24 protein-coding genes are annotated in these 25,431 nt (G+C 73.9%); 13 read left to right on the forward strand and 11 right to left on the reverse strand.

What is annotated here, in order from left to right; genetic code table 11:
• Positions 1 to 70 precede the first annotated feature (70 nt).
• Positions 71 to 1,216, forward strand: coding sequence for a hypothetical protein (locus ROT00_RS05225; RefSeq protein WP_404772911.1), 1,146 nt, complete (start codon positions 71 to 73; stop codon positions 1,214 to 1,216).
• A gap of 110 nt (positions 1,217 to 1,326) precedes the next feature.
• The gene (locus ROT00_RS05230) at positions 1,327 to 2,727 is read left to right on the forward strand and encodes a hypothetical protein (protein WP_404772912.1); all 1,401 of its coding nucleotides are present in this window, start codon (positions 1,327 to 1,329) and stop codon (positions 2,725 to 2,727) included.
• Between the two features lie 236 nt (positions 2,728 to 2,963).
• Here the strand turns inward: ROT00_RS05230 and ROT00_RS05235 are convergent, their stop codons facing one another.
• Positions 2,964 to 5,807 (reverse strand): esterase-like activity of phytase family protein, encoded by a 2,844-nt coding sequence (locus tag ROT00_RS05235; RefSeq protein ID WP_404772913.1) that lies wholly within the window; start codon positions 5,805 to 5,807, stop codon positions 2,964 to 2,966.
• 328 nt (positions 5,808 to 6,135) lie between these two features.
• On the opposite strand from ROT00_RS05235, the gene ROT00_RS05240 reads away from it, so the two are divergent.
• Positions 6,136 to 6,999 (forward strand): hypothetical protein, encoded by an 864-nt coding sequence (locus tag ROT00_RS05240; RefSeq protein ID WP_404772915.1) that lies wholly within the window; start codon positions 6,136 to 6,138, stop codon positions 6,997 to 6,999.
• Here the strand turns inward: ROT00_RS05240 and yczR are convergent.
• Positions 6,996 to 8,456: a MocR-like transcription factor YczR gene (gene yczR, locus ROT00_RS05245; protein WP_404772916.1), complete on the reverse strand. Its 1,461-nt coding sequence runs from the start codon at positions 8,454 to 8,456 to the stop codon at positions 6,996 to 6,998. The two genes, ROT00_RS05240 and yczR, sit on opposite strands and share 4 nt — an antisense overlap.
• Before the next feature lie 63 nt (positions 8,457 to 8,519).
• On the opposite strand from yczR, the gene yczE reads away from it, so the two are divergent.
• The gene (gene yczE, locus ROT00_RS05250) at positions 8,520 to 9,191 is read left to right on the forward strand and encodes a membrane protein YczE (RefSeq protein WP_404772969.1); all 672 of its coding nucleotides are present in this window, start codon (positions 8,520 to 8,522) and stop codon (positions 9,189 to 9,191) included.
• A 326-nt stretch (positions 9,192 to 9,517) separates the two neighbouring features.
• Here yczE and ROT00_RS05255 read toward each other — a convergent pair whose 3' ends face one another.
• Positions 9,518 to 10,276, reverse strand: a complete 759-nt coding sequence (locus ROT00_RS05255) for a MerR family transcriptional regulator (RefSeq protein ID WP_404772918.1) — start codon at positions 10,274 to 10,276, stop codon at positions 9,518 to 9,520.
• A gap of 183 nt (positions 10,277 to 10,459) precedes the next feature.
• Between ROT00_RS05255 and ROT00_RS05260 the strand changes: the two genes are divergently transcribed.
• The 4 genes from ROT00_RS05260 to crcB all read left to right on the forward strand — a co-directional run bounded on the left by ROT00_RS05260 (position 10,460) and on the right by crcB (position 12,926).
• Entirely contained in the window at positions 10,460 to 11,347 is an 888-nt protein-coding gene (locus ROT00_RS05260) for a DUF4097 family beta strand repeat-containing protein (protein ID WP_404772920.1), read from the forward strand.
• Positions 11,344 to 11,958 carry a PadR family transcriptional regulator gene (locus ROT00_RS05265; protein WP_404772922.1) on the forward strand — a complete coding sequence of 205 codons (615 nt, stop codon included), beginning with the start codon at positions 11,344 to 11,346 and terminating at the stop codon, positions 11,956 to 11,958. Before ROT00_RS05260 ends, ROT00_RS05265 begins: the two co-directional genes overlap by 4 nt.
• Before the next feature lie 174 nt (positions 11,959 to 12,132).
• Positions 12,133 to 12,552: a fluoride efflux transporter FluC gene (locus ROT00_RS05270; RefSeq protein ID WP_404772924.1), complete on the forward strand. Its 420-nt coding sequence runs from the start codon at positions 12,133 to 12,135 to the stop codon at positions 12,550 to 12,552.
• On the forward strand, positions 12,549 to 12,926 hold the full coding sequence (gene crcB / locus ROT00_RS05275; protein WP_404772925.1) for a fluoride efflux transporter CrcB: 378 nt from the start codon (positions 12,549 to 12,551) through the stop codon (positions 12,924 to 12,926). The genes ROT00_RS05270 and crcB overlap by 4 nt, the downstream gene beginning before the upstream one ends.
• Before the next feature lie 261 nt (positions 12,927 to 13,187).
• Here crcB and ROT00_RS05280 read toward each other — a convergent pair whose 3' ends face one another.
• Both ROT00_RS05280 and ROT00_RS05285 read right to left on the reverse strand, forming a co-directional pair.
• Entirely contained in the window at positions 13,188 to 13,838 is a 651-nt protein-coding gene (locus ROT00_RS05280; RefSeq protein ID WP_404772927.1) for a copper resistance CopC family protein, read from the reverse strand.
• Between the two features lie 75 nt (positions 13,839 to 13,913).
• Positions 13,914 to 14,543, reverse strand: coding sequence for a hypothetical protein (locus tag ROT00_RS05285; RefSeq protein ID WP_404772929.1), 630 nt, complete (start codon positions 14,541 to 14,543; stop codon positions 13,914 to 13,916).
• Between the two features lie 128 nt (positions 14,544 to 14,671).
• On the opposite strand from ROT00_RS05285, the gene ROT00_RS05290 reads away from it, so the two are divergent.
• Together ROT00_RS05290 and ROT00_RS05295 are read left to right on the forward strand one after the other, a co-directional pair.
• Positions 14,672 to 16,771 (forward strand): APC family permease, encoded by a 2,100-nt coding sequence (locus ROT00_RS05290; RefSeq protein WP_404772931.1) that lies wholly within the window; start codon positions 14,672 to 14,674, stop codon positions 16,769 to 16,771.
• A gap of 54 nt (positions 16,772 to 16,825) precedes the next feature.
• Complete coding sequence (locus ROT00_RS05295; RefSeq protein WP_404772932.1) at positions 16,826 to 17,722, forward strand: EamA family transporter; 897 nt, start codon at positions 16,826 to 16,828, stop codon at positions 17,720 to 17,722.
• A gap of 3 nt (positions 17,723 to 17,725) precedes the next feature.
• Here ROT00_RS05295 and ROT00_RS05300 read toward each other — a convergent pair whose 3' ends face one another.
• Positions 17,726 to 18,910: an NAD(P)-binding domain-containing protein gene (locus tag ROT00_RS05300; protein ID WP_404772934.1), complete on the reverse strand. Its 1,185-nt coding sequence runs from the start codon at positions 18,908 to 18,910 to the stop codon at positions 17,726 to 17,728.
• 170 nt (positions 18,911 to 19,080) lie between these two features.
• Here ROT00_RS05300 and ROT00_RS05305 point away from each other — a divergent pair, with 170 nt between their 5' ends.
• The gene (locus tag ROT00_RS05305; RefSeq protein ID WP_404772935.1) at positions 19,081 to 19,287 is read left to right on the forward strand and encodes a DUF3073 domain-containing protein; all 207 of its coding nucleotides are present in this window, start codon (positions 19,081 to 19,083) and stop codon (positions 19,285 to 19,287) included.
• Between the two features lie 133 nt (positions 19,288 to 19,420).
• On the opposite strand, the gene ROT00_RS05310 is transcribed toward ROT00_RS05305, so the two are convergent.
• The 3 genes from ROT00_RS05310 to ROT00_RS05320 are packed head-to-tail and all read right to left on the reverse strand — an operon-like array spanning position 19,421 to position 21,797.
• On the reverse strand, positions 19,421 to 19,909 hold the full coding sequence (locus tag ROT00_RS05310) for a DUF3237 domain-containing protein (protein WP_404772937.1): 489 nt from the start codon (positions 19,907 to 19,909) through the stop codon (positions 19,421 to 19,423).
• The gene (locus ROT00_RS05315) at positions 19,906 to 20,412 is read right to left on the reverse strand and encodes a MarR family winged helix-turn-helix transcriptional regulator (RefSeq protein WP_404772938.1); all 507 of its coding nucleotides are present in this window, start codon (positions 20,410 to 20,412) and stop codon (positions 19,906 to 19,908) included. Before ROT00_RS05315 ends, ROT00_RS05310 begins: the two co-directional genes overlap by 4 nt.
• Positions 20,413 to 20,462: 50 nt before the next feature.
• A complete protein-coding gene (locus tag ROT00_RS05320; protein WP_404772940.1) occupies positions 20,463 to 21,797 on the reverse strand; it encodes a flavin-dependent oxidoreductase in 1,335 nt (444 codons plus the stop codon).
• A gap of 128 nt (positions 21,798 to 21,925) precedes the next feature.
• Between ROT00_RS05320 and ROT00_RS05325 the strand changes: the two genes are divergently transcribed.
• Together ROT00_RS05325 and ROT00_RS05330 are read left to right on the forward strand one after the other, a co-directional pair.
• Entirely contained in the window at positions 21,926 to 22,786 is an 861-nt protein-coding gene (locus ROT00_RS05325) for an alpha/beta fold hydrolase (protein ID WP_404772942.1), read from the forward strand.
• On the forward strand, positions 22,783 to 23,253 hold the full coding sequence (locus ROT00_RS05330) for a GbsR/MarR family transcriptional regulator (protein ID WP_404772943.1): 471 nt from the start codon (positions 22,783 to 22,785) through the stop codon (positions 23,251 to 23,253). Before ROT00_RS05325 ends, ROT00_RS05330 begins: the two co-directional genes overlap by 4 nt.
• Positions 23,254 to 23,286: 33 nt before the next feature.
• Here the strand turns inward: ROT00_RS05330 and ROT00_RS05335 are convergent, their stop codons facing one another.
• On the reverse strand, positions 23,287 to 24,495 hold the full coding sequence (locus ROT00_RS05335) for a sensor histidine kinase (RefSeq protein ID WP_404772944.1): 1,209 nt from the start codon (positions 24,493 to 24,495) through the stop codon (positions 23,287 to 23,289).
• Positions 24,492 to 25,166 (reverse strand): response regulator, encoded by a 675-nt coding sequence (locus tag ROT00_RS05340; protein ID WP_404772945.1) that lies wholly within the window; start codon positions 25,164 to 25,166, stop codon positions 24,492 to 24,494. The genes ROT00_RS05335 and ROT00_RS05340 overlap by 4 nt, the downstream gene beginning before the upstream one ends.
• Between the last annotated feature and the right edge of the window lie 265 nt (positions 25,167 to 25,431).

Genomic DNA, 25,431 nt, shown 5'->3' on the forward strand with positions numbered 1-25,431 from the left:
TGCCCCCCGCACGGGGGTTGCTTGAGGCATCCTCAGGGCGTATCTTCGGCTGCACCGGGGGGTGATCGAAATGAGCGACCTGGTCGTCGCACGGCGAACGCCGTTGCCGCGCCCTGCGCTCAGAATCGCCCTCGCGGGCGCGGCCGTCTCGGCCGCGTGGCTCGCGATCTCGCTCTTCACCGGTGCCGGCAGTGCCTCCGCCGATGAGCCGAACGCCCCCGCCGGGAGCTCGTCGTCGAGCTCGAGCGGCTCGGGACTGCTCGGCGCGGTCGGCTCGGTGCTCGGCACCGTCGGCGGCGTCACGGACGCCGTCGGCGACACGCTCGACCAGGTCGTCGAGACCGTCACGACCCCCGTCAACCAGGTCGTCGAGCCCGTCGTCGACGTGGCCCCGGCCCCCGTGGCCGAGGTCGTCGAGGAGGTTCCGGCCGTCGTGGACACGGTCACGGATGCCGCGAACGGAGCCGTCGACGCCGTCGACGAGACCGTGACGGGCACCGTCGGCACGGTCGGCGGCGCGGTCTCCGGCATCGCCGGCGGCGGCACCGTCAGCGGTGTGGTGACGCCGGTCGCCGACGCGGTGGACCACCTCGTCGGGACGCTGCCCGTGGTCGGCGGCCTGCTCGGAACCGCGCCGGTCGGCGGCGTCCTCGGCCCCGTGGCCGGAGCGGTGGACGACACGCTCGGCGGACTCGTCGGCACCGTCGGCCCGCTGCCCGAGGGCGGCGTGCTGCCGCAGCTGCCGAACGTCCCCGTGCTGCCGGGAACCCCCGGCGAGCCGGGCGGGCCTGGCACTCCCGGCGGCCCGGGAACTCCCGGAGACCCGGGCACCCCGGGGATCGTCGTGCACCCCGCCGCGCCCGCCGCGCCGGCGCCCGGGACCTCGACCACTGCGAGCGGGTCCGCCGATCGCCCGCCCGGCACTCGGGGCGATGCTCCGCCCTGGGCGGCGGACGGCGGCTCGAACGCCGGACTCAGCGCCCAGCACGACTCCTCCCCGCCGAACGCGCCCCTGCAGGGCTCCCCCGCCGCGCCCGCGGCCGGCGGGGCCGGGAACGGCGGCTCGGCGGGCTCCGGCTCGGCCGGGGCATCCACGACCTCCGACGCGGCGTCCGCCGCGTTCGGACACGAGGCGAGCGCCTCGCGCGCACTCGGCACCGTGAACGACGAGCTGCCCTCGTCGCCGGTGTTCGAGGCCGACACCACTCCTGACTGACGGGAACCGCCGTCCGTTCGGCCGCGCAGCAGTGCGCCCGGCGGACACACGGTCACTCCGCGCCGGCATGCGCCGACGCGTCGATTCCCATCCAGTCAGGAGAACGCATCATGAATCTCAAGCGACTCGCCGTGCGGGCGCTCTACGCGACGCTCGTCACCGGGGGGCTCACGCTCCTCGGCGCCGGCGTCGCGCACGCGGCCGACACCAGCGGCGACGACGGCATCCTGTCCGGCTCCCAGGCCGGCATCTCGATCGACCTCCCGATCACGCTCGGCGGCAACGCCATCAGCGTGCTCGGCGATTCGAGCTCCAGCGACGCGACGACCGAGGTGGCCCCGGCCGCCGAGCAGGCGCCCGCCGCGGAAGACACGGCCGCTCCGGCTCCGGCTCCCGAGGCCACCACCTCGGGCGACGACGGGGTCGGTTCGGGCACGCAGGCGCTCGTCGATGTCAACGTGCCGATCACGATCGGCGGGAACGCGATCAGCGTCCTCGGCGACAGCGAGACCAGTGAGCCGACGACCGCCGTCGCACCGACCGGGACCTCGGGGGGCGCGGGCAGCGCACCGGCCGAGACCTCGGGCGACGACGGCATCCTCGGCGGCACGCAGGGCCTCATCGATGTCGGCGTGCCGGTCACGGTCGGCGGCAACGCCATCTCGGTGCTCGGCGACAGCTCCTCGGACGGCGCCGGCACGACGGTCGCGGACGGCGCGGGCAGCGCACCGGCCGCGGGCGGCGGCACGACCTCGGGCGACGACTCGATCCTCGGCGGCACGCAGGTGCTCGGCGGGGCGGGCGTGCCGGTCACGGTCGGTGGCAACGCGATCAGCGTCGTCGGCGACAGCGAGTCGACGGATGCCTCGACCGAGGTGACCGGCGGCACGGGCTCCGGCAGCGGGGCCGAGACCAGCGGCGACGACGGCGTCCTGGGCGGCACGCAGCTGCTGCCCTCGGTCGGGGTTCCGGTGACGGTCGGCGGCAACGCCGTCTCCGTGGTCGGCGACAGCACCTCGACGGATGCCGCCACCGAGGTGACGGACGGCAGCGGCCCGGGCAGCGGGCCGGCCGTGACCAGCGGCCTCGGCGGACTGCTCGGCGGCACGCAGCTCGTGCCCGGGCTCTCGCTGCCGGTGACGATCGGCGGGAACGCCATCTCGGTGATCGGGGACAGCGAGACGGACGGACCGACGACCATCGTCGACCCGACCGACCCGACCGACCCGACGGACCCCACCGACCCGACGGATCCCACGGATCCCACCGACCCGACGGACCCGACGGACCCGACGGACCCGACCACGCCGACCACCCCGACGACGCCGACCACCCCGTCGACGCCGGCCGGGAACGGCGGCGGTGACGGCGGAGGCGCGACGATGGCCGCCGCCGAGGGCACCGCGGGGCTCGCCAGCACCGGTGTCGACGGCTCGATCCTGTGGGCCGCGCTCGCGCTGCTCGCGCTCGGCCTGATGCTCGTCGGACGGCGCCGCATCGCCCGCAACTGAACCCGTGGGGCCCGGGCTCCGGCCCGGGCCCCGAAACCCCCAGCTCCCGGTCGGCCGGACGGCCGACCGGGCCGGCCGGATCCGTCCGGCCGGAGTCGGGGCGGTGACATCCCCCCGTCGCCGCCCCGCACTCCCCTGCCCGCGGCGCCCCGCTCACCCCACCCCGAGTTGCCCGACTTCCATGGAAATCGGGCAACTCGGGGTGGGGTGGATCGAGCGGCGCGGGGTGGCTCGGCTCAGACCTCGCGGCGACGACGGCGCGCCACGACGAGCGCGGTGCCGCCGCCGAGCAGCACGAGGAGCGCCGCCCCGGCGAGCCAGCCGCCGTCGAAGCCGGTGTGCGCGAGCGAGCCGTCGCCCGAACCGTCGGCGCCGCCGGTCGACCCGTCGGTACCGCCTCCGTCGGTGCCGCCGCCGTCGCCCCCGCCAGGCGCCGCGGTGACGGTGAGCTCGGCCTGGACCTCGCTGCCGTCCGCGGCGATCGCGACGAGGTGGTGCACGCCGGGCGCGGTCGTCGCGGGGATCTTCGCCGCGAAGGCGAGCGCCCCCGCCTCGTCGGCCTCGGCCGAGCCGAGCGCGACCGGCGTGCTGCGCAGCTCGAAGCGCACCGTGTCGCCGGGCTCGAATCCGGTGCCGGTCACGCTCACGGTGCCGCCCGCGGCGACCTTCGATGCACCGAGCACGAGGCTCGCCTCACCGGGCTGCGGCTCCTCGTCCCCGGGGAAGACCTCGTCGGCCTGCCCGAGCCGCAGGAACACCGTCTCGCCCGTGGCATCCTTCAGCCCGTCGTTGTCGGTGACCGCGTAGAGCGCGCCGTCGGCCGCCTTCGCGAAACCCTCGAGCTTCTCCTGCGTCCAGCCGCCCGTGGCGCGGAGCGCCGGCAGCACGTCGACCGCCGTGGACTTCTCGAGGATCGGCAGCTCGCCGGCGAGGCCCGCGAGGCCCGCGGCATCCGCCGGGACGTCCACGCGGGTGACCCGCTTCACCTGGGCGGCCGGGCCGTTGAGCTTGTCGCGCTCGATGATCGCGAAGGTGTCGTCGTCGATCGCGGTGATCTCCGAGAGGCCGAGCCAGTCGCCCGCGACGGCGCTGCGCTCGAGCCGGTAGCCGAACCAGTCCCACGCCCCGGTGGCCGGGTCGAGCCGGCCGATGCGGGCCACGTCGTCGCCCTCGACCGCGCCCGCGGCGGGGTTCGCCGGGTCGGTCCACAGCGGACGCTGCAGCACCGCCCAGACCCGGAGGTCCGCGCCGGCGCCGGTCGTCGTGACGCCCTCGAAGCCCCACTTGCCGACGTGCGCCGCGATCTCGGCGGGCAGCGGGAAGCTGTCGACGACGGCGCCCGAGGCATCCGTGCGCTTCAGCACGTTGCCCGCGCCGTTCGCGCCCTCGACCGCGAGCCAGAAGCCGCCGCCCTCGGCGACCGCGAGGCCCTCGACGTCGAGCGCGGCGGGTGCGCCGCCCTCGGTGATCGCGAGCGAGCCGGTGATCCGGGCCGGCGTCTGCGAGACATCCACCGTGAACACCGTCGCGGGCGAGAGCACCGAATCGCTCGCCGCGTAGACGCGGGCGGCGTCCGTCGGGTGGCCGGCGAGCGCGCCGAGCGCCGACCAGCCGATCGGCGCGCCGCCCACGATGTCGGAGACGATGCTCGGCTGTGCCGCGGCACCGGCGGGCGCCTGCACAGCCGCGTCGCCGAAGGCGTACAGGTTCACCGAGGCGCGCACGCCGACCGCGGCGGCGTCGGTCTCGCTCGAGACGACGAGCAGATCGCGCTCGGGCACCGGCAGGATGCCCTCCGGCCCGTTGGTCGAGAACAGCAGCTGCTGGAAGGCGGGGGATGCCGGGTCGCTCACGTCGTACACGGCGACGAAGTTCGAGCGCTCGCTCGCGACGAAGGCGTAGGGCACGCCGTCGAACTCGGCGACCGCGATGCCCTCGGGCTCCGCGCCCTTCTTCGCGGCGCGGTCCTCGTTGTGCAGGCCGTGCTGCACCGCGAGGTTCGCGAAGGTGTTGCCGGCGTCCCAGACCACGGCGCCGTCCGCCGCGTCGAAGACGGTCCAGCCGCGGGTGCCGCCCTTCCAGTCGCCCTCGTTCGCCGTCGCGAGGCGGTCGTCGCCGATCCACGCGATGGCGTCGGGCTCGCGCGGGGTCGCCGGGATCGAGCCCGAGAGGTCGATGCGGCCGTCCTTCGCCACGTCGATGCCGCTGACCGAAACCGAGCCCGCGGAGAAGGCCCGCGTGACCTCGAGCGTCGGCAGGTCGATGATCGCGATGCCGTTGTTCTCCTGCAGCGTCACCGCGAGCTCGTTGCGCGAGTTGATGGTGACGTACTCGGGCTCGGGATCCTGCGGGGTGTCGAGGCCGGCCGCGGCCAGCACCGGGATCGGCGCGCCGGTCTCGTCGACGAACGGCACCGCGTCGACCGTCCACGCCGCGGGGTCGGCCGCGTCGACGAGGCCGAGCACCTGCACGAAGCCGGCGGGCAGCTGCGGGAGGTCCCCCTTCTTGCCGCCCGCGGGCTTGAACTCCTCGTCGCGCTGGTTCTCCATCGCGATGGCGGCGTAGGCGCCGTCCTTCGAGATCGCGATGGAGTCGGGCTGGCCGCCGAGGTCGATCGAGCGCACCAGCGTGCGGTCGCTCGCGCGGAGCACGTCGACGCGGCCCTTCGGGTTCACGAAGTCGCCGCCGGTCTCGTCGACGACGACGAGGACGAAGTCGCCGTACGCGGCGACCGACGTCGGCTGGTCGTCGGCGTCGCCGAGCTCGGCGAGCTCGACGGTGCCGCGGCCCACCGGGTTCGCCGGGTCGCTCACGTCGAGGAAGCCGATGCGCTTGCCGAGCGCGTCGGTGTAGACGACGGTGCCGTCGTCGGTGATCGTCGAGATCTCGGCGACCGTGGCGGCGGCCGGGTCGATCCCGGCGGGCACGTTCTGGAAGACCGGGTACGTCGCGGTGCGGACGAAGGCGCCGGCGGGCGCGGGGGCCGCGGCGGCGGCGAGTGCGCCGCTCGACACGAGCCCGGCGGACGCCACGCAGGCCACGGCGAGCGCGGCGACGGACAGGGGACGACGAGCGGGCATGCGGGCACTCCAGTGGGTCGCGACGAGCGGGGTCGGCGCCAGCGTGCTGGGGTCCGGTGGCCCCGGAGTGCCCGGTGGATGTCCCGCGGGCATCCGGCGGGTGTCCGCTCGGTGAACCGGGGCGGGGCGGGGCTGCGTGCGCGCCCGATGCCGATGCAGGGACGCCGGGCTTCGTCGTTCCAGTTCGGGCGACCAGAAAGTGCCGATTTGACCCCCATTTTTCAGGACTCTAGACGGATTTTGCGTGGTAGCGTCGTCGCCTGGGCTACCACCCTGGGTGCGCACGAGAGCGGTTCGGAGCGCGCCGACACCCGACGGGAGGACAGCGATGAACGATCGGTCTGCGGCGCACGCGCCCGCCCGGCGAACGAGGAGACGGTCATGGCGGGCGGCCATCGCGCTCGCCGTCGGACTCGCCATGTGGTTCGGCTCGGGAGGTGCCGCCTTCGCATTCGACGGCACGAACCGTGCCGCGTCCCCGCACCCCTCGGCCGCGCGCCCCGCGTCCCTGACCGAGCCGGGGCCACCGGCTCCCTATCTCGTCGATCCGGACGGGGTCACCGACCCCGCGATCGTCGCCGCGTTCGTCGCCCTGCAGACGGTCCCGGACGGGCACGTGCTCCGCTCGGTCGGCATCTACCCGAAGGCGGACGGCTCCGAGGGCTACTCGACGGAGGTGTGCTTCGCACGCGGTCGACTCTTCGGATGCCTCATCGGAACGTGGGTGGGTCCGGAGGTCGTCGAGCCGGTGGACCCGGTCGAGCCGGTGGACCCGGTCGAGCCGGTGGAGCCGGTGGAGCCGGTGGAGCCCTTCGAGCCGGTCGAGCCGGTGGAGCCCTTCGAGCCCGTGGACCCGGTCGATCCCGTCGAGCCCACCGAGCTCACCGAGCCGGTCGAGCCCGTCGAGCCAGTCGAGCCGGCGGATCCGGTCGCCCCCGTCATCCCGGTCGCCCCCATCGACCCCGCGACGCAGCGCAGCATCGGCGACGGCATCGACGCCGGCATCCCCGCCGACGCTCCGCCTGCCTCGAACGCGGCCCCCGCATCCTCCGCGGACGCCTCGCCCGCGAGGCTCGCGGAGACCGGCATCGACGTCGGATCGGCGCTCGCCGCCGCGGCCGTCCCGCTCCTCGCCGGCGGGGTGCTGCTGGCCCGGCGCGGGCTGCGCGCGACGCGCGGGGACGCGCGCTAGACGACCTCGGCGAGGAGCCCCGCCTCCGGCGCCGCCGCACCCGGCAGGGCGAGCCAGGCCCGCGAGAGCGCCTGCACCGCCTCGTCGATCGTCTCGGGCGGCAGGCAGATCGGCAGCCGCAGGTAGCGCTCGAACGCGCCGTCGATGCCGAAGCGCGGCCCGGCGGCGATCAGGAGGCCCTGCGCCCGGGCGGCGAGCGCGAGCTGCGAGCTGACCGGCGCACCGAGCCCGATCCACGTCGCGATGCCGCCGTCGACGTGCGGCACGTGCCAGCCCGGGAACGCCTCGGCCAGCCGGGCCTCGAGGAGGTCGCGGCCCTGGCGGAGCTCGGCCCGGCGGAGGGCGAGGACCTCGTCCATTCGCCGCACCAGCCGCGTCGCGATGAGCTGCTCGAGGATCGGCGTGCCGAGGTCGCCGGGCGCGCGGATCGCGACGAGGCGGCGGATGAGCGCCGGCTCGGCCCGGATCCAGCCGACGCGGATGCCGCCCCACGCCGTCTTCCCGAGCGATCCGACGAGCACCGCGGCGCCGACCGGGCCGTACGCCGCGAACGGACGGAGCGTGGCCTCGCGATCGATGTCGAGCTCGGCGGTGGTCTCGTCGGCGACGATCACGGCCCCCTGACGGGCGGCGGCGTCGAGGACCCGCTCCCGCGCGTCCTCGTCGAGGGAACGACCCGTGGGGTTCTGGAAGTCGGGCATGAGGTACGCCGTCGAGGGGTTGGCGTGGCCGAAGGCACGGACGAGCCCGCCGACCTCGTCGTCGACGTCGAGGCCGCCGGCGTCGTGCGGCGCGACCGGCACGGGCACGAGCCGGGCGCCCGCGGCGCGCAGCGCCTCGTAGGCGTGCGGGTACGTCGGCGCTTCGATGACCGCGCGGTCGCCCCGACCGACGAGCACTTTGGCGAGCAGGCCGATCGCGTGCTGGGCGCCGATCGTCACCATCACCTGCTCGGGCTCGGTGGGCAGGCCGCGCGCGGTGTACCGCTCGGCGATCGCGAGGCGCAGCTCGGGCAGCCCGACCGGGTCGAAGCCGGAGCCGCTGAGCTGGGCGGGCAGCTCCTCGACGGCCTCGCGGGCGACGTCGGCGAGCCAGGGCAGGGCGGGAGGTGCGGCCTTCGAGAGGTCGAGGTGCTCGGCGGCGGGCGGCAGGGGCAGTACCGCGGGCGCGCCGGGCAGGCGGGTGACGCTGCCCGAGCCGCGGATGCTCCGGAGCAGGTCCTGCTCGCGCAGCCGCCGGTACGCGGCGGCCACGGTCGTGCGGCTCGCACCGAGACGGTCGGCGAGCTCGCGTTCCGCGGGGAGCCGCGTGCCGACGCTCACCCGGCCGTCAAGCACGAGGAGGCGCACCCGATCGGCGAGCGCCACGTAGGCGGGCCCAGCCGGTCCGCGACCGCCGTCGCGCCAGTCGCCGAGCAGGGTCACGAGCGCACGTGCGCTGATCGAGGCATCCGCCATGCAATCCACTCTAGGAGAATTGGCATCTTGTCGACAGTCCAATTCTGGAATTGGATGGCTCTCATGCTCCGCCGGATCCCTCAGCTGCTCATCGGCCTCGTCCTCTACGGGATCGCCGACGCGATGATGATCCGCGCCGCCCTCGGCGTCGACCCCTGGACGGTCTTCGCCCAGGGCCTCTCCCACCTCACGGGCATCGGGATCGGCTGGCTCACGAACATCGTCGGGCTCCTCGTGCTGCTGCTGTGGATCCCGCTCCGGCAGCGGCCGGGGCTCGGCACGGTGCTGAACATCCTCCTCATCGGCCCGAGCATCGAGCTGGGACTCTGGCTCATCCAGACTCCGCCGGAGCTCTGGCAGCGCATCCTGCTCTTCACGGGCGGCCTGCTCCTCCTCGCCGTCGCGAGCGGCCTCTACATCGGCAGCCGCTTCGGCCCCGGCCCGCGCGACGGCCTGATGACGGGCATCCACGCGCGCACCGGCTGGCCGATCTGGGTCGGCCGCACGATCGTCGAGGTCACCGTGCTCGGCGTCGGCTGGCTGCTCGGCGGCGACGTCGGCTTCGGCACCGTCGCGTTCGCCGTGCTCATCGGCCCGCTCTGCGGCGTCACGCTGCCGCTCCTCGCGGTGCGCGAGCGACGCCCGGCGGCGGCCTCGCCGGAGGACGGCTCTCCGGAGGATGCCTCGCCGCAGACGGCCGCGCCGACGCATCCCACCGCCGCCGCGCCGCACTGAGCGGCGCCCACCGACCGCTGCGGCCCCGAGGCCGGGACACCTCCGGGGCCGCAGCGCACCAGCCCATCCGCTCCGCGCCAGCCCATCCGCCCGCTCCGCACCAGCCCATCCGCCCGCTCCGGAACTCAACTCCTCGCCGCTCCGGAACTCAACTCCTCCCCACTCCGGCGGGAGGAGTTCGTCACCGAGGGAGGACCCTGCACGGGGATTCATCCTCCCGCCACGCGAATCCCCTCCGGCCCGGCACTGGGCACCCGGGCCGTGCCCCAGGCGCCCACGAGTTGCCCGACTTCCATGGAAATCGGGCAACTCGGGAGGAGCGCGGGCTAGAGCTCGCGCTCGGCGTAGGCGCGCAGCGCGTCGCGGACGAACTCCGCTCCGGCCTGGCCGCCGTAGTTCGCGCCGAAGCGCGGATCCGCGACGTACATCTCGCCGAGCCCGACGACGTACCCCTTGACGTCACCGCCGGGGACCGCCGCGGGCGTGCCGGGCACGCCGGTCAGCCACGCGACGTGCCGCTTCGCGAGCGCCTGCGCCTCGGGGCCGTCGGGCGCGACGCCGGACTCCGCCGCCGCGATCCAGTCGCGGGACAGCTCCGCCGTGCGGGTCTTCCACTCGCGCTGACCGTCGTCGCCGAGGCCGCGCCACCAGCGGTCGCCAGCGGCGTACGCCTCGGCGCCCCAGCGCTCCTCGACCTCCGCCTTGTGGACGGTGTGGTCGAATCCATCGAACATGTCATCTGCCATGAGTCGTTCACCTCCTTCCAATGCCGTGATCGTCTTCTCGACCGACGCGATCTGCCGCGCCAGCCGGTGCTGCTCCTGCCTGAGCCAGCCGAGGTGGGCCCCGAGCGCGCGCGCCTCATCGGCGTCGCCCTCGAGCACCTCGGCGATGGCGGGCAGGCCGAGCCCGAGCTCGCGCAACAGCAGGATCCGTTGCAGCCGCACGAGCGCGCGCTCGTCGTAGTGGCGGTAGCCGTTGCCGGCGACCCTCGTGGGCGCGAGCAGGCCGATGTCGTCGTAGTGCCGCAGGGTGCGGCTCGTCGTCCCGGCGAGCTTCGCGATCTCTTGAATCGACCAGTCCACGTCTCAACCTCCGAGATTCACCGTAGAACTTGACGTTACGTCAAGGTCAAGCGGTGCTGCCTGAGTTTTCCCCGACACCCCTTGCACGAGCCCGAGACGCGATATATCGTGTCCTACGTAAACGCGATATATCGCGTCGTGACCAGTATCGTGACCGGCGTCACGACCCAGCAAGGAGCCGCAATGTCCATCGAGAAGTGGGTGATCGCCCCCGGCGAATCCCGGATCATCGACCTCGAACTCGTCCGCAAGCTCAAGGTGAGCCTCATCGGCGGCAAGGTCGACGTCATCGCGCACGACGAGCCCGGCGCGCGCGTCGAGGTCTCCACCGTGACCGGCAAGGAGCTCGCCGTCTCCATCGACGGCGACGTGCTCGAGATCGACCACCCCCAGCTGCGCTGGGACAACTTCATCGAGGCTTTCAAGGGCTGGGCGGGCAACGCCAAGGCCGAGGTCTCGATCCTCGCCCCGCGCCACGTCGTGCTGCAGCTCGGCGTCGTCTCCGGCGACGCGCTCGTCTCGGGCTTCGATGGCGACGCGAAGCTCAGCACCGTCTCGGGCGAGCTCGTCATCGACAACCACGACGGCGACCTCGAGCTCTCGGGCGTCTCCGGCGAGATCTCGGTCGGCAACCACGTCGGCCGCATCACCGCCCACACCGTGTCCGGCGACATCATCGCGACCGGTGAGATCACGAGCTTCAACGCCGACTCCGTCTCGGGCAACATGATCGTCGACGCGCACGGCACCCCCGACCGCATCGACACGAACACCGTCTCCGGCGACCTCACCGTGCGCTTCGCCGGCGGAGCCGGCGCCCGCTACCGCATCAACACCGTCGCGGGCACGCTCGTGCTCGACGACATCACCGTCAAGGGCATGCGGGGCAAGGGCTTCGAGCGCGTCGTCGGCGAGCTCGCCGGCACCTGGCTCGACCTCGGCGCGAACAGCGTCTCGGGCAACATCTCGGTGCTCCGCCGCAGCGTCGCCGAGCCGGCGGATGCCTCGTCCGCGGCATCCTCGTCCTCGGCATCCTCCTCGTCCTCCCCCTCCGACGAGGCATCCCGATGACCCCGCCGGTCTTCGCCCACGGGAGCCTCCGCCTCTACCTGCTCGCGCTCCTCGAGGAGCGGCCGCGCCACGGCTACGAGCTCATCCAGGCCCTGTCGGAGCGCTTCGGCGGCACCTACTCGCCGAGCGCCGGCACCATCTACCCGCGCCTCGCGAAGCTCGAGGAGGAGGGGCTCGTCACGAAGACGAGCGACGGCCGCAAGTCGGTCTACGAGATCACCGACGCCGGCCGCGCCGAGCTCGACGCCCGTCGGCACGAGCTCGACGACATCGAGAACGACGTCACCGACTCGGTGCGCCGCCTCGCGCAGGACGTGCGGCAGAACGTCGACGACGCGATGCGCTCGCTCCGCGCCGAGCTCGCGAGCGCCGCCCGCGAGGCGAAGCGCGCTGCGACGAGCGTGCGCGGCGAGACCGTGAACCTGCACACCGACTCGAACCGCGCCGTGCACGAGGCCGACGTGGTGCTGAACGAGTTCCGCCAGCAGCTGCGCACGGAGCTCCGCCGTCAGGCGAGCCGCGGCCGGGTCTCCCCCGCCACGGTCGACCTCCTGCGCGCGCGGCTCGCCGAGGTCCGCGCCGAGGTCCTGGGCAGCCTCGCCGAGCGCTGATCGTTCCCTGCGCCCGATCCTGGTCCCCTGAGCCTGTCGAAGGGTCGAAGGGAGCCCGATCCTGGTTCCCTGAGCCCGCCTGCCCTGAGCTTGTCGAAGGGTCGAAGGGAGCCCGACCCTGGCTCCCTGAGCCTGTCGAAGGGCCGAAGGCACCCCGGGCGCTACCCTCGACACGTGCGCAACATCCTCGCGGTCGCCGTCGGCGGGCTCCTCGGCACCGGACTGCGCCTCGTCTTCGACCTCGCGTTCCCGCACGCCGATCATGAGTTCCCGCTCGAGACGCTGCTCGTCAACCTCGCGGGCGCCTTCGCGCTCGGCTGGCTCGCCGGCGGGCTCTGGCGACGGCCGTCGACCCCGCCCTGGCTGAAGGCCGGGGTCGGCTCGGGTGTACTCGGCTCCTTCACGACGCTGTCGGCGGTGATGGCCTCGCTCGTCGTGCTCGAGCGCGAGGGGCAGCACCTGACCGCCGCCCTCTACCTCGCGGTGTCGGTGATCGCCGGCCTCGCGGCGGCGGCGGCCGGGCTCTGGCTCGGCTCGCGGATCGGCCGGCGGCGGATGCCGGACACCATCACCGACTCGGGGGAGACGCTGTGACCGCACTCAGCCCGCTCGTCATCGCGACCGTGCTCGTCGCGGGCAGCCTCGGCGCCGTCATCCGCTATCTGCTCTCGCGCCTCTACCCGGTGCGGCCGGGCCACCTGCCGGGCGGCATCCTGATCGTGAACGTCGTGGGCTCCGCGGTCGCGGGCGTCATCCTCGGGCTCGCGGAACGCGCCGCGGTCTCGGCCGATTGGCGGCTCATCCTCGTGACCGGATTCTGCGGCGGCCTCACCACGTTCAGCACGTGGAGCGTCGAGACGATCGAGCTCGTCGACGGCGGGCGCTGGCGCGCGGCGCTGCTGAACGTGTTCGTGACCCTCGTGCTCGGCTTCGCGGCCGCGGGCGCCGGCTACCTCCTCGCCCGCTGACCGCCCGCCCCGCCTGCCTGCCCGCCCGCCTGCCCTGCCCGCCCGCCCGCGCGCCCGCACTGCCCCACTCTGCCCCCCGCTCTACTCCACGCTCACCATGTGCGAGTTGCACGACGATCCGAGCGGCGCGCGGCGCACGGCCGGCGCGCCGCCGATACCGTCGTGCAACTCGCCGAGCCTGGGGGCGGGTGCGGGCGGGCGGGCAGGTCAGGGGCAGGGCAGGCGGGTCAGGCAGGCAGGGCGGGCAGGCGGGGGCGGCTGTCAGGCCTTGGGGTCGCGGCGGCGGGCGCGGGCGAAGACGACGAGCGCGGCGGCGAGCGCGGCGACACCCAGGATGCCGCCGGCGATGCCCGCGATCGCCCAGCCGTCGGGACCGGCGGATGCCTCGTCGTGCCCGGCCTCGGCCGAGTCGTCGTGCCCGTCGTCGCTCGCGGCGGCGTCGTCGTGCGGCGCCTCCTCGGTCCAGGTGCCGGTCGCGCCGGCCCCGACGCCGAAGTCGATGGTGCCGTCGATGACGTGGCCGTCGCTCGACACGGCGCGCCAGCGCACCTGGTACTCGCCGGAGAGGTCGGCCGGCAGCGTCGCGGTGACGTCGGGGCCGGCGACGACGGCCTCGCCCGAGTCGATCGTCTCGCCGTGGTGGTCGACGACCTCGATCGCGGTGCCGACGGGGATGATGTCGTCGGAGAAGGTCAGCTTCACCTCGGCGGGCGAGGTCTCGAGCACCTGGCCGGGCTCGGGGCTCGAGGCGATGAGCTCGTCGTGGGCGGACGCCGACTGGGCGTTCGCGAGGCCGAGCCAGGCGCCCGCGGCGAGCGCGATCGCGCCGAGGGCGAGCAGTCGGCGACGCGGGGCGGCGGCGACCGCGGCGGCGGGGGTGGTGGTGGGGCTGGTGGTGGGGGTGCGGTGCATGGGGAATCCCGTCTTCGTGCGTCCGGCGTGCGACTGGCCGCGGACGCGGGTGGTGGCCGCGGAGGCGGCCGGTGTTCAGGCGAAGGCGGGGTGCGCGGGCGGCCCGCGGTGCCGGAGCTGTGCGACGAGCTGGCGGCCGCGCAGGCGTGCGCGGTCGCGGGCCTGCGGGCGGGCGCGGCGGACGGCCGGCGCCGGCACCGCGGCGAGGGCGGATGCCTCGTCGACGGCCCGTACGAGCACGGCGCGGGCGGCCCGGCGGAGGGAGCGCCAGGCGGCGGCCTCGACGGCGAGCAGGTACCCGACGGTCGCGAGCCAGGCGAGCACGTGGCCGGCGAGCATCGCGGCATCCGTGTGGCCGTGCGCGGCGGCGCCGAGGGGCGCTGCGGCATCCGGCAGCGCCGTCACGACGGGGTGGTGGGCGTCGCCCGCGACGCGGAGCAGCGATCCGGCGCCGTCGGCCCCGACGCCGACCGAGAAGAGCAGGTGGAAGACGAGCTGGCTGCCGGCCGTCGCGAGCACCACGCGGGTGGGCGAGCTGCGCCGCCCGACGAGCGCGACCGACACGGCGAGGGCGACGAACAAGGAGAGCGCGAGGCCCGGCCATCCGGGTGCCTCGCCCGCGGCGACGCCGTGCGAGAACGCCGCGAGGAACAGGGCCACCGCTGCGGCGGCGGCTCCGCGCGCGAGCTGCGTCGCACGGTTCACGTCTCGGTCCGATCTCGGGCGTCTCGACCCGCCGCTGCTGGGCGGGATCCCCCGCCGTCCGGCGGGAACGCGGTCAAGGGTAGCAAGCCGACTTGACAGCCGCCGCAGCGGGTGTAGTGTCGTCCGCCGTGACGAATGAGGCGGGGGAACCGCCCGCAGAACTGAAGTCGCCGAAGCATTGGATCATCGGCGACCCGCTCCCCACGGAACGGCTCGAGGGACAACTCCTCCCGAAGCGGGTCGCGCTGCCCGTGTTCGCGAGCGACGCGCTCTCCTCGGTGGCGTACGCCCCGCAGGAGCTCCTCATGGTGCTCACGGCCGGCGGGCTCGCGTTCCTGGCGTTCGCGCCGTGGGTCGCTGCGGTCGTCGTCCTGCTCCTCGCGACCGTCGCGCTGAGCTACCGGCAGCTGATCCGCGCGTACCCCTCGGGCGGCGGCGACTACGAGGTGGCGCACAAGAACCTCGGTGAGAAGGCCGGCGTGCTCGTGGCATCCGCCCTCCTCGTCGACTACGTGATGACCGTCGTCGTCTCGGTCGCCTCGGGCGTCGACAACATCATCTCCGCGTTCCCCGAGCTGAACCCGTGGCGGGTCGAGCTCGCCGTGCTCTTCGTCGTGCTGCTCGCGGCGGTGAACCTCCGGGGCGTGAGCGAGTCGGGCAAGGCGTTCGCCGTGCCGACGTACCTCTTCGCGGCGAGCGTGCTGCTCCTCATCGGCACGGGCCTCGTGCAGATCATCATGGGCAACCCGCCGGTGGCGGAGTCCGCCGCCTACCAGGTGGAGGGCGAGCAGCTCGCGCAGGCGGCCTTCGTCCTCCTGCTGCTGCGTTCCTTCGCGAGCGGATGCTCCGCCCTCACCGGCGTCGAGGCGGTCGCGAACGGCGTGCCCGCGTTCCGTCGGCCGAAGGTGCGGAACGCGCAGAAGACGCTCATGCTGATGGCCGGGCTCGCGATCGTGCTGTTCGTCGGCCTCACGACCCTCGCCCTCGTGTCCGGCGTGCACTACGCCGAGGACCCCTGCAGCCTGATCGGTTGGGAGGAGTGCGCGACCGCGCCGCAGCCGAGCCTCATCGCGCAGATCGCCGCCGCGGTGTTCGGCAACGGCTCCATCCTCTTCTTCGTCATCCAGGCGGCCGCCGCCCTCGTGCTGCTCCTCGCCGCGAACACGGCGTTCAACGGCTTCCCGCTGCTCGGCTCGGTGCTCGCCCGCGACGGCTACGCCCCGAAGTCGCTCTCGACGCGCGGCGACCGGCTGATCTACTCCAACGGCGTCATCATCCTCGCGACGGCCGCGGCCGTCATCCTGGTGATCTTCCAGGCGAACCTGACGCTCCTCATCCAGCTCTACATCATCGGCGTCTTCGTGTCGTTCACGCTCGGCCAGTCGGGCATGGTGCGGCACTGGCTCCGCCTGCTGCGCCAGCCGCGCACGACCCACCAGAAGCGGGGCCGGCCGGGTCCGGCCGCCGACGACGACCGGCCGATGACGCGCGGGGCGATGATCCGCTCCCTCTGCATCAACGCCTTCGGCGCGAGCCTCACCGCGGTGGTGCTCATCGTCGTCACGATCACGAAGTTCACCCACGGCGCGTGGATGGTCTTCCTGATGATGCCGATCCTGTTCCTCCTGATGCTCGGCGTGCACCGGTACTACCGCGACGTCGAGAAGGAGATCGAGGTCGACGCGACGACCACCTTCGGCTCGGCGGGCGACCACGCGATCGTGCTCGTCGGACGGATGCAGAAGCCGACCCTGAAGGCGCTCGACTACGCGATCGCCGCGAAGCACGACTCGCTCGAGGCGGTGCACGTCTCGATCGACGAGGAGCAGACGAAGCAGCTGAAGCGCGACTGGGTGAAGCAGAACATCCACGTGAAGCTCCGCATCCTCGCGTCGCCGTACCGCGACCTCAGCTACCCGCTGATCAAGTACATCAAGCAGCACCGCGAGGAGCACGGCTCGGAGGTCGTGACGGTCTACATGCCGCAGTACATCGTCGGGCACTGGTGGGAGAACATCCTGCACAACCACAAGGCCCGGCGGATCCGGCAGAAGCTCCTCCTGGTGCACGGCGTCACGGTGGCGCTCGTGCCGTGGCTGCTCGACTCGAGCGACATGATCTACGGCCGCCGCTCGCGTCCGCTGCCCGGCCAGGACCGGCGCGGCGAGCCCGTGCGCCCGGTGTCGCGGCGCCCGGTCCCGGGCCCGACGACGAAGCGCTCGCGGTAGGCTCGCGCCCATGACCACGGATCGCTCGGCGCGCGACCGCCGCGACGGCGAGGCGTGACGGCGACCCCGGCGGCGCGCGGCGGGGCCGTCGCCGCCACCTCCCTCGTCGTGCTCGGGCTCGCCTGCCAGGAGGTCGGGGCGGCGATCGCCGTCATCCTGTTCCCCACGGTCGGACCGCTCGGCATGGTGAGCCTCCGGCTCGTGTTCTCCGCCGTCATCCTGCTCGCGATCGCCCGGCCGCGCCTCCGCGGCCGGAGCGGCGCCGACTGGCTGACCGTCGCGGGCTTCGGGCTCGTGCTCGCGCTCATGAACGCGCTGTTCTACCTCTCGCTCGAACGCATCCCGCTCGGCGCCGCCGTCACGATCGAGGTGCTCGGGCCGCTCGCGCTCTCGGTGATCACGGGGCGCCGGGCCTCCTCGTGGCTCTGGGCCGGACTCGCCGCCGTCGGCGTGGTGCTGCTCGGGCAGGGCAGCTTCGGCCACCTCGATCCCCCCGGCGTCGTGTTCGCGGCGGGCGCCGGGGCGACGTGGGCGGGCTACATCCTGCTGTCGGCGCGCACCGGGCAGCGCTTCCCACGCTTCGAGGGGCTCGCCCTGGCGATGGCGATCGGAGCGATCGCGGTGCTGCCGTTCGGCATCGCAGGCTCGGGCGCGGTGCTGCTGCGGCCGGAGGTGCTCGGTCTCGGCGCCGCGGTCGCGGTGCTGTCGTCCACGATCCCGTACGCGCTCGAGCTCGCCGCACTCCGCCGGCTGCGGGCGGGCGCCTTCGCGGTGCTGATGAGCCTCGCCCCGGCGATCGCGACGCTCACGGGGCTCGTGCTGCTCGGCCAGCACTTCACCTGGGTCGGCGGGCTCGCGGTCGCGCTCGTGATCGCGGCCTCCGTCGGCGCGGTGCGCCAGGCGCAGGGGCCGCCGGCGCCGCCGGTTCCGCCCGCGGCATCCGCCGGCTGACGCTTAGAGCATCGCCATGATCTGCCGGGCGATCATCCGCCCGGCGCGATTCGCGCCGATGGTCGAGGCCTGCGGGCCGTACCCGGCGAGGAACACCCGGGGATCGCCCCACGACGCGCCCTGGCCGACCGTGACGCCGCCCGTCTTCTCGCGGAGCTTCAGCGGCGCGAGGTGGCGGAGCTCCGGCCGGAACCCCGTCGCCCAGATGATGACGTCGGCGCGCGCCTCGGTGCCGTCGTCCCAGACGACCCGGTCCTCCTCGATGCGGTCGAACATGGGCTTCGCGACGAGCAGGCCCCGCTCGATGCCCGCGGCGATGCGCCGGCTCTTCGGCACCCCCGTGCCGCTCACGATCGAGGGCAGCGCACGGCCCGACCGGGCCGCCTCGTCCTGCGCGGCCACGGCGGCGGAGGCGCCCTCCAGGTCGAGCTCCTGCCGGTCGAGCCAGTCGATCGGCCGGCGGGAGACCCAGGTGAGGGATGCCGCGACGTCCTCAAGCTCGAGCATGAAGCCGATCGCCGAGGTGCCGCCGCCGACCACGACGACGTGCTGGTCGCGCAGCGACTCCGCGTCGGTGAAGTCGGAGGTGTGCAGGTGGCGGCCGCGGAAGTCGGTCATGCCCGGGTAGTACGGCACGAAGGGCGAGCCCCAGGTGCCGGTCGCGTTCACCAGGATCTGGGTGTCGAGGGTGCCGCCCGGCTGCTTCGGCGCGGCCGGCACGGCGAAGGTCTTGCGGCGGCGGCCGAAGAAGCCGCGCACCTGCTGCTCCTCGGGCGCGGGCGCCGGCTCGTCGGGGGTGCGCAGGTCGCGGTACGCGATGCGGAGGTCGGCCCCCTCGTTCGAGACCCGGCGCACCTCGATCGGGCGGTGCACGCGGAGCTCGTAGTGCTCCTCGAAGCGTCGGTAGTAGTCGGCGACGATCTCGCGGGCCGGCAGGGCCCGGTCGGCGGTCTCGAAGCTGAGGCCCATCTCGGCCATGCCGGGGAGGTCGTTGACCTTGTGCGCGGTGCCGAGCTTCAGCGACGACCAGCGGTGCTGCCAGGCCCCGCCCGGGCCCGGAGCCCGGTCGAGCACGACGAAGTCCTCGTCGGCGACGAGCTCGAAGCGGCGCAGGTAGTACGCCACGGAGAGCCCCGCCTGACCCGCGCCGATCACCGCGACTTTGACGCGGCTGGGCAGGGAAGACATCACCCCTCCATCTCAGCATGGATCGAGCGCTCCGTGCAGCAGCATCAGGGGGTTCGCAGCCGAGAAGGCGAGCGTTCGTCGGTGCTAAACTTACGGCACGAACTATTTCCGCCAAGAACGAGCCGGGCGAAGCACATTCCGCCCGGCCAGAAGCCGTAAGGGGGTCACGCATGGGGCGCGGCCGTCAGAAAGCCAAGCACACCAAGGTCGCACGGGAGCTGAAGTACTTCAGCCCCGACACCGACTACAACGCGCTTGAGCGCGAGCTCGCGGGCTCGGACGATGACAAGTACGAAGAAGATCTGTCGAAGTGGTCGGAGTATGCCGACGACGGCAGTGACCGCTACGTCCCCGGCGACGGCTCCCAGCGGGCCTGAGTCCGGTTCCCTCGCGACGCACGGCTGACGTTCCGACGTTCGGCTGACACCCCGGCCTCGCCGGGGTCTTCTGCGTGCGCGCGGGTGGAGCCGTGCGTGCACGGCCAGTGCGGCTCGTGCCGGCGGAGCCGGCTCAGACGAGACGGAAGACGCGGATGACGACGTGCCCGGGCTCGGGCCGCGCGTAGCCGACGAACTGCGACTCGACGAGCCATCCGAGTTCCGGATGCTCGGTGCGGAATCGGAACGCCGTGCGGTAATAGAGCTCGCGCTCGCCCACCTCCTCGCCGGCGACGAGGCGTGCGTAGCTCGCCTCGTCGGTGCGCCAGACGCCGCGGTTGACGACTTCGACGCCGGCCGTGCCGTCCGTCACCTCCGCCTCGATCACGTAGCGGGCGTCGAGTTCGACCGTGAGCCCGCGTGCGACCCACCAGTCGCCGCCGCTGTTCAGCACCCGGCCCCGGAGCCTCGGCCCGTCGAAGTCGCCGCCGGAGACGCGGGCGAAGTGCAGGCCCTCCTCCGGCTCGGAACCGCCGAGCGGGATCGCCTCGTCGACGCGGCATCGCAGTTCGAAGCAGTACTCGAAGGCGGGTTCCATCAGGGGGTCGTTCCGTTCGCTCATGGGCGGGTCCGCGCCGCCGAGGCCCTGCTCGCCTCGCTCTGAGCCTCGACGAGCCCGCGTAGGCGCTCGAGGGCGGGGACGGCGGCCAGGAGCGCCGCGCGCTCGTCCGCGGCGAGTCCGGCGACGGCGTCGCCGAGCAGGAGCCCGCTCGCCCGGTCGAAGCGATCGAGGAGGTCGAGCGCCCGCTCGCTCGCCCGCACCACGACGCGGCGGCCGTCGCCGTCCTGCGACGCCCGCGCGACGAGCCCGGCGTGCTCCAGCTGCTTCAGCAGGTTGCTGACGGTGGAGCGGCTGAGTCCGAGCTCCGTCGCGAGCTCGCCCGGCGACTTCTGCACGCCGCGCGGCACGGCGCGCAGCAGCTCGATCTGGGCGTCGGGGATGTCGGGGAGCTCCGCCGCGGCGCGCGCGCCCTTGAGGAGCGCCCGCCGCAGCGGGGAGACGAGGAGGTTCAACCGGGAAAGCTCGGCCGAGCCATCCGCCGATCCCGCGCTCACCGTTGCCATGCCCTCAGTGTGCCAGTCGCGCCGTCGCCCCGGGCCCGTGGCCGCTCCGGTCATCCCTCGACGCTCGCCGGGGAGAGCGAGGCGCGCGCACTGAGCGCGGCGGGGTGGAAGCCGGCGGCGCGCTTGTAGGCGTCGGCGATCTCGCGCAGCTCCGCCTCGGGGATGACGTCGTGGATGTCGGCGAAGCCCTGCGGTGCGCGCTCGTAGGCGAGCTGCATGACCTTCTCGGGCCCGAGCTGCCGGGTCATCGCGAGCAGTGCGGCGGTGGCCGGGCGGCGGTCGGCCTCGTAGACGTCGAGCGCCGCGCGCACCGCGGTCGCCGTCGCGGCGTGATCCGCGGACTCGTCGAGCCCGCGGACGGCGCCCGCGAGGTGGAACGCGAGCGTCCGGGCGTCGAGGATGGCCTGCGAGGAGCCGTTCGAGCCGTTCGGGTACATCGCGTGCGCGGCGTCGCCGAGCAGTGTCGAGCTGCCTGCGCGCCAGTGCGGCAGCGGTTCGCGGTCGACCATCGGGTACTCGAGGATCTCCTCGGCCGCCGCGATCGCGCCCGGCACGTCGAGCCAGTCGAAGCGCCATGCGGCGAAGCGCTCGACGATGGGCGCCGGGTCGATCGGCAGGTTCCAGTCGGCGAGCTCGCCCGCGCCCTCGGGCGCCCGCCGCTCGGCGATGAAGTTGACGCGCGTCATCCCGGGCTCGTTGGTCGCGCCCGTCTCGCCCGTCTCGCCCGTCTCGCCGGCGAGCGGGTAGGCGACGAACTTCTGCTCGCCGTCGCCCGCCATGATCATCGTGCGCCCGTCGAGGTACCTCGGGATCGTGGCGGTGCCCCGCCAGAGGATGAGCCCGTTCCAGACGGGGGCGCCGTCGCCGGGGTGCTCCTGCGCGCGGAGCGCGGAGTGGATGCCATCAGCGCCGATGACGAGCTCGGCCTCGACCTCGTGGGCGGTGCCGTCGGGCCGTTCGAAGCGCGCGCGCTCCACGTGCTCGCCGTGCGCGACCGACACCAGCCGGTGGCCGGTGCGGATGGCGCCCGGCCCGAGCCGGCGGGCGACCTCGGCGGCGAGCAGCAGCTGGAACTCGCCGCGGTGCACTGAGAGCTGCGGCCAGGCGTAACCGGCCTCGAGCCCGCGCGGCTCCGACCAGATCAGTTGCCCGAGGCGGTTGAAGTACGAGAGGCGACTGGGGGCCACGCCGAGCTCGGCGACCGCCTCGCCGAGCCCGAGCTCCGTGAGCTCGCGCACGGCGTGCGGCAGCAGGTTGATGCCGACGCCGAGGGGCCGCAGTTCCGCGGCCCGTTCGTACACCGCGATGTCGCGGAATCCCGCCCGGTGCAGGCTCAGGGCGGCGGCAAGCCCGCCGATGCCGGCACCCGCGATGACGATCCTCATCGTGTCCTCCTCGTCAGATGATGATGCAGATAGTTTTGTTGCAAAAGCATCCCGCGTCAACCACCTCGCACGACGTGCCCGACTTCCATGAAAGCTCGGCGCATCGCACCGTGGGCTATATTCAGAGAATGGTGAATATAATCGGATCGCTCGTCCGCCCCGGGGCCGAGCTCGGCTACGAGCTCGCCGAGGGCGAGGCCGGCGCCGACGCCGCCGGCACGGCTCCCGTCTCCGTCGTGCTCACCCACGGCGCCGGCATGGACCGCACCATGTACGACGCCCAGTTCGCGGCGCTCGCGACGGCTGGGCACCGCACCGTGCGGTGGGACCTCCGCGGGCACGGCGGCTCCCGGCTCGACGCCGGCACGCGCTTCACCGCCGCCGACGCGCTCGACGATCTCGCGGCGCTCATCGACGCGCTCGGACTCGACCGCCCCGCGCTCGTCGGGCACTCCCTCGGCGGCAACCTCGTCCAGGCCTTCGCCCGCGCGCACCCCGAGCGCGTCGCCGGGCTCGTCGTGCTCGACTCCACGTGGAACGCCGGCCCGCTCTCCGCCGGCGAGCGCCTCGCACTCCGGCTCGCGGCGCCGATGCTCGCCCTCGTCCCCGCCGGACGGTTGCCCGGTCTGATGGCGCGGGCGTCTGCGGTCACCCCGGAGGCGATCGCCCGCACCGAGGCGATGTTCGCGCGGATGCCGAAGGCCGTGTTCCTCGACGTGTGGCGCGCGACCGTCTCGCTCGTCGCCCCCGAGCCCGGCTTCCGCAGCCCGGTGCCGCTCGCGCTCGTCCGCGGCGCCGAGGACCGCACCGGGAACATCGCCACCGCGATGCCCCGCTGGGCCGCGGCGGAGGGCGTCGCCGAGCACGTCGTGCCGGATGCCGGGCACATCGTCACGCTCGACGCCCCCGACGCCGTGAGCGCGCTGCTGCGCGAGGTGGTGCGAGGATGGCACGGCCGGACGCCGAGCGAGGGAGGGAGCACCGCATGAGCACCGCCGACGCGAGCACCCGCGATCCGAGGGCCGCCGAGGAGCAGCGCTTCATCGACGTCATGGGCGAGACCCTCGCCTCCTGGCAGCTCGCCCGCGCGACCGGCCGGGTCTACGGCTTCCTGCTGCTCCGGGCGGAGCCCTCCTCGTCCGAGCTCCTCCGCGAGGCGCTCGGGCTGAGCGCCGGCGCCGTGAGCCAGGCGATGCGCGAGCTCGTCGCCTGGGGGCTCGCCCGCACCATCCCGCAACCGGGCAGCCGCCGGCTCCTGATCGAGGCCGCCGGCGGCTTCGAACAGCTCCTCGCCGCGAGCCACCAGCGTTCCCGGGCGTTCATCCGGGCGCTCGAGGCCGCGGAGCCGCTCACCGACGACGCGCAGGCGGCCGAGCGGCTGCGCGCGGTCACCGGCCTGTTCAGCGCCTACGTCGACGCCGGGGAGCAGATGCTGCGCTCCCGCACCGCGCACTGAACGCCGCGACGAGGCATCCCTCGCCCGACCGCGTCACCGTGCGACCGCCGCACCGACCTCGACCGCGAGGCGGGCCCCGCCGAGCTCGGACGGGGTGAGCTCGACGCTGCCGCCGCGCATCCCGAGCCGCTCCGAGGTGCGGGCGAGACCGTTCCAGCGCGGGGAGTCGGGCAGCCCCACGCCGTCGTCCTCGACGGTGGCGCGCACCCGCGGGGAGGCGTCGCCGCCGGTCACCCCCACCGTCACGCGGATCGTCGTGGCGGCCCCGTGCCGGAGCGCGTTCGTGATGCCCTCCTCGACGCCCCGCACCACGGCGATGCGCTGCGCGAGGGCACCGTCTCCGCTGCGGTCGAGCACGACGTCGGCCTCGGGCGCCACCTCGGCGGTGATGTCGATCTCGGCGGGCACCCGGCGCACGAGCGCGCGGACGGCGTGCGCGAGACTGACATCCACGCCGACCGGGTAGAGCAGGTTGCTGAGCTCGCGCACGTCGTGCTCCCGCATCCGCTCGAGATCGCGGCGGAGCCCGGCGAGCTGCTCGAGCGCGGCCTCGCTCCAGCCCTCCTCGGCGCCGCGGCGCTGGATCGCGTCGACCGCGGCCTGGCTCAGCACCAGGCGCCCCTGCAGCGTCCCGTGCAGGCCGTCGGCGACCTCGCGCCGCACCCGCATCTCCTCCGCGGCGAGCTCCGCGAGCGCCGTCGAGGCCCGCAGCCGGTGCTCGGCCTCGGCGCGCTCGTGCTCGCGCAGCCGCACACGGGTGCGCACCTGCGCGAGCGCGAGGCCCAGCGCCACCACGATGACGACGGTCACCGAGCCCACCTCGACGAGGCTGACGTCGAGCTCGGGGGCGACGTAGATGCCGAGCAGGAGCTGCAGCCCGTGCCGCGCCAGCGCGACCGGCAGGGCGATCGCGAGCACCGCGCCCGCCGCGGCGAGCGGCCGCCGTTCCTCGAGCCGGACGAACGCCGCGAGCAGGAGCGCGATCGCGACGGTCACGAGGTTCGTCATCAACCGATCGGGCAGCTGCGGGGACTCCGCGATGAGCTCCGCCGTGGCGATCCGCTCCGGTCGGTAGATGAAGACGGTCTGCAGGGTCGAGCCGATCGCGAACGCCGTGAGCAGCACGCCCGCCGTGAACAGCAGCACCCGCCGGTCGTCGTCGCGGTCGCGCACCTCCAGCGCGCTCGACGCGACCGTCGGCGTCGACGCGGTCGGCGGCCCGCTGCGTGCGCGCGGACTCATGCGCCGGCCCCGCCCGGGGCGCCGTCGCGTACGAGGTGCAGGGCCGCCGCGACCCGGCTGTTGAGGTCGCCGTCGTCGCGCACGCCGAGCGTCGAGTAGACGGCGTTCAGCAGGTTGTCGACCGAGTGGCTGGAGATGCCCATGTCGCGCGCGATCGCCGCGTTCGACAGTCCCTCCGCGAGGAGCCGGAGGGCGTGCAGCTGGCGCGGGGTGAGCCCGGCGAGCGCACTGCCGCGCCTCGGGCGGAGGCGGCCGAGGAGCTCGGGATCGAGCATGCTCGCACCGCGCGCACTCACCCGGAGCGCGCGGAGCAGCGTCTCCCGCGAGGTGGACGAGACCTTCGAGAGGTAGCTCCAGCCGGCGCGCTCGCCGTCCGGGAGGGCGAGGAGCAGCTCCATGACGTCGTGACTGGAGAGCAGCACGACCCCGAGTCCGGGCTGCTCGCGCCGGAGCACCCGGCCGAGCTCGAAGCCGCTGCCGTCCGGCAGTTCGATGTCGAGCAGCAGCACGTCGACCCCGGCGCTCGCGACGAGCGTCCGTGCCTCGGCGATGCCGCCGGCCGCGCCGACGAGCTCGAAGCCGGGCTCTGCGCGCACGAGGTCGCTCAGCAGAGAACGGAACAGCGCCTGATCCTCGACGAGGACGACTCGGATGGCTGGCTCGGCACTCATGACTCGTCGAGAGTCTACCGGGGCGGGGCATGGGGGTGGGGGGGGGGGGGGGGCCCCCCCCCCCCCCCCCCCCCCCCGGGGGGGGGGGCGCCCCGCGGGGGCCCCCCCCCCCCGCGGCGCCCGGGGTTTTTAATTTTTAAAAATACGCCGCCGCCGAGCACAACACCCCCCCCCCCCCGGGAATTAATCAAAAAAAAACAAATAAAAAAAAAAAAAAACAAAAAAATTGTTTTTTTTTTTTTTTTTGTTTAAAATTTGGGGGGGG

The sequence above is a fragment of the Agromyces mediolanus genome (genome assembly GCF_044917495.1).
Lineage (GTDB): Bacteria > Actinomycetota > Actinomycetes > Actinomycetales > Microbacteriaceae > Agromyces > Agromyces mediolanus_B.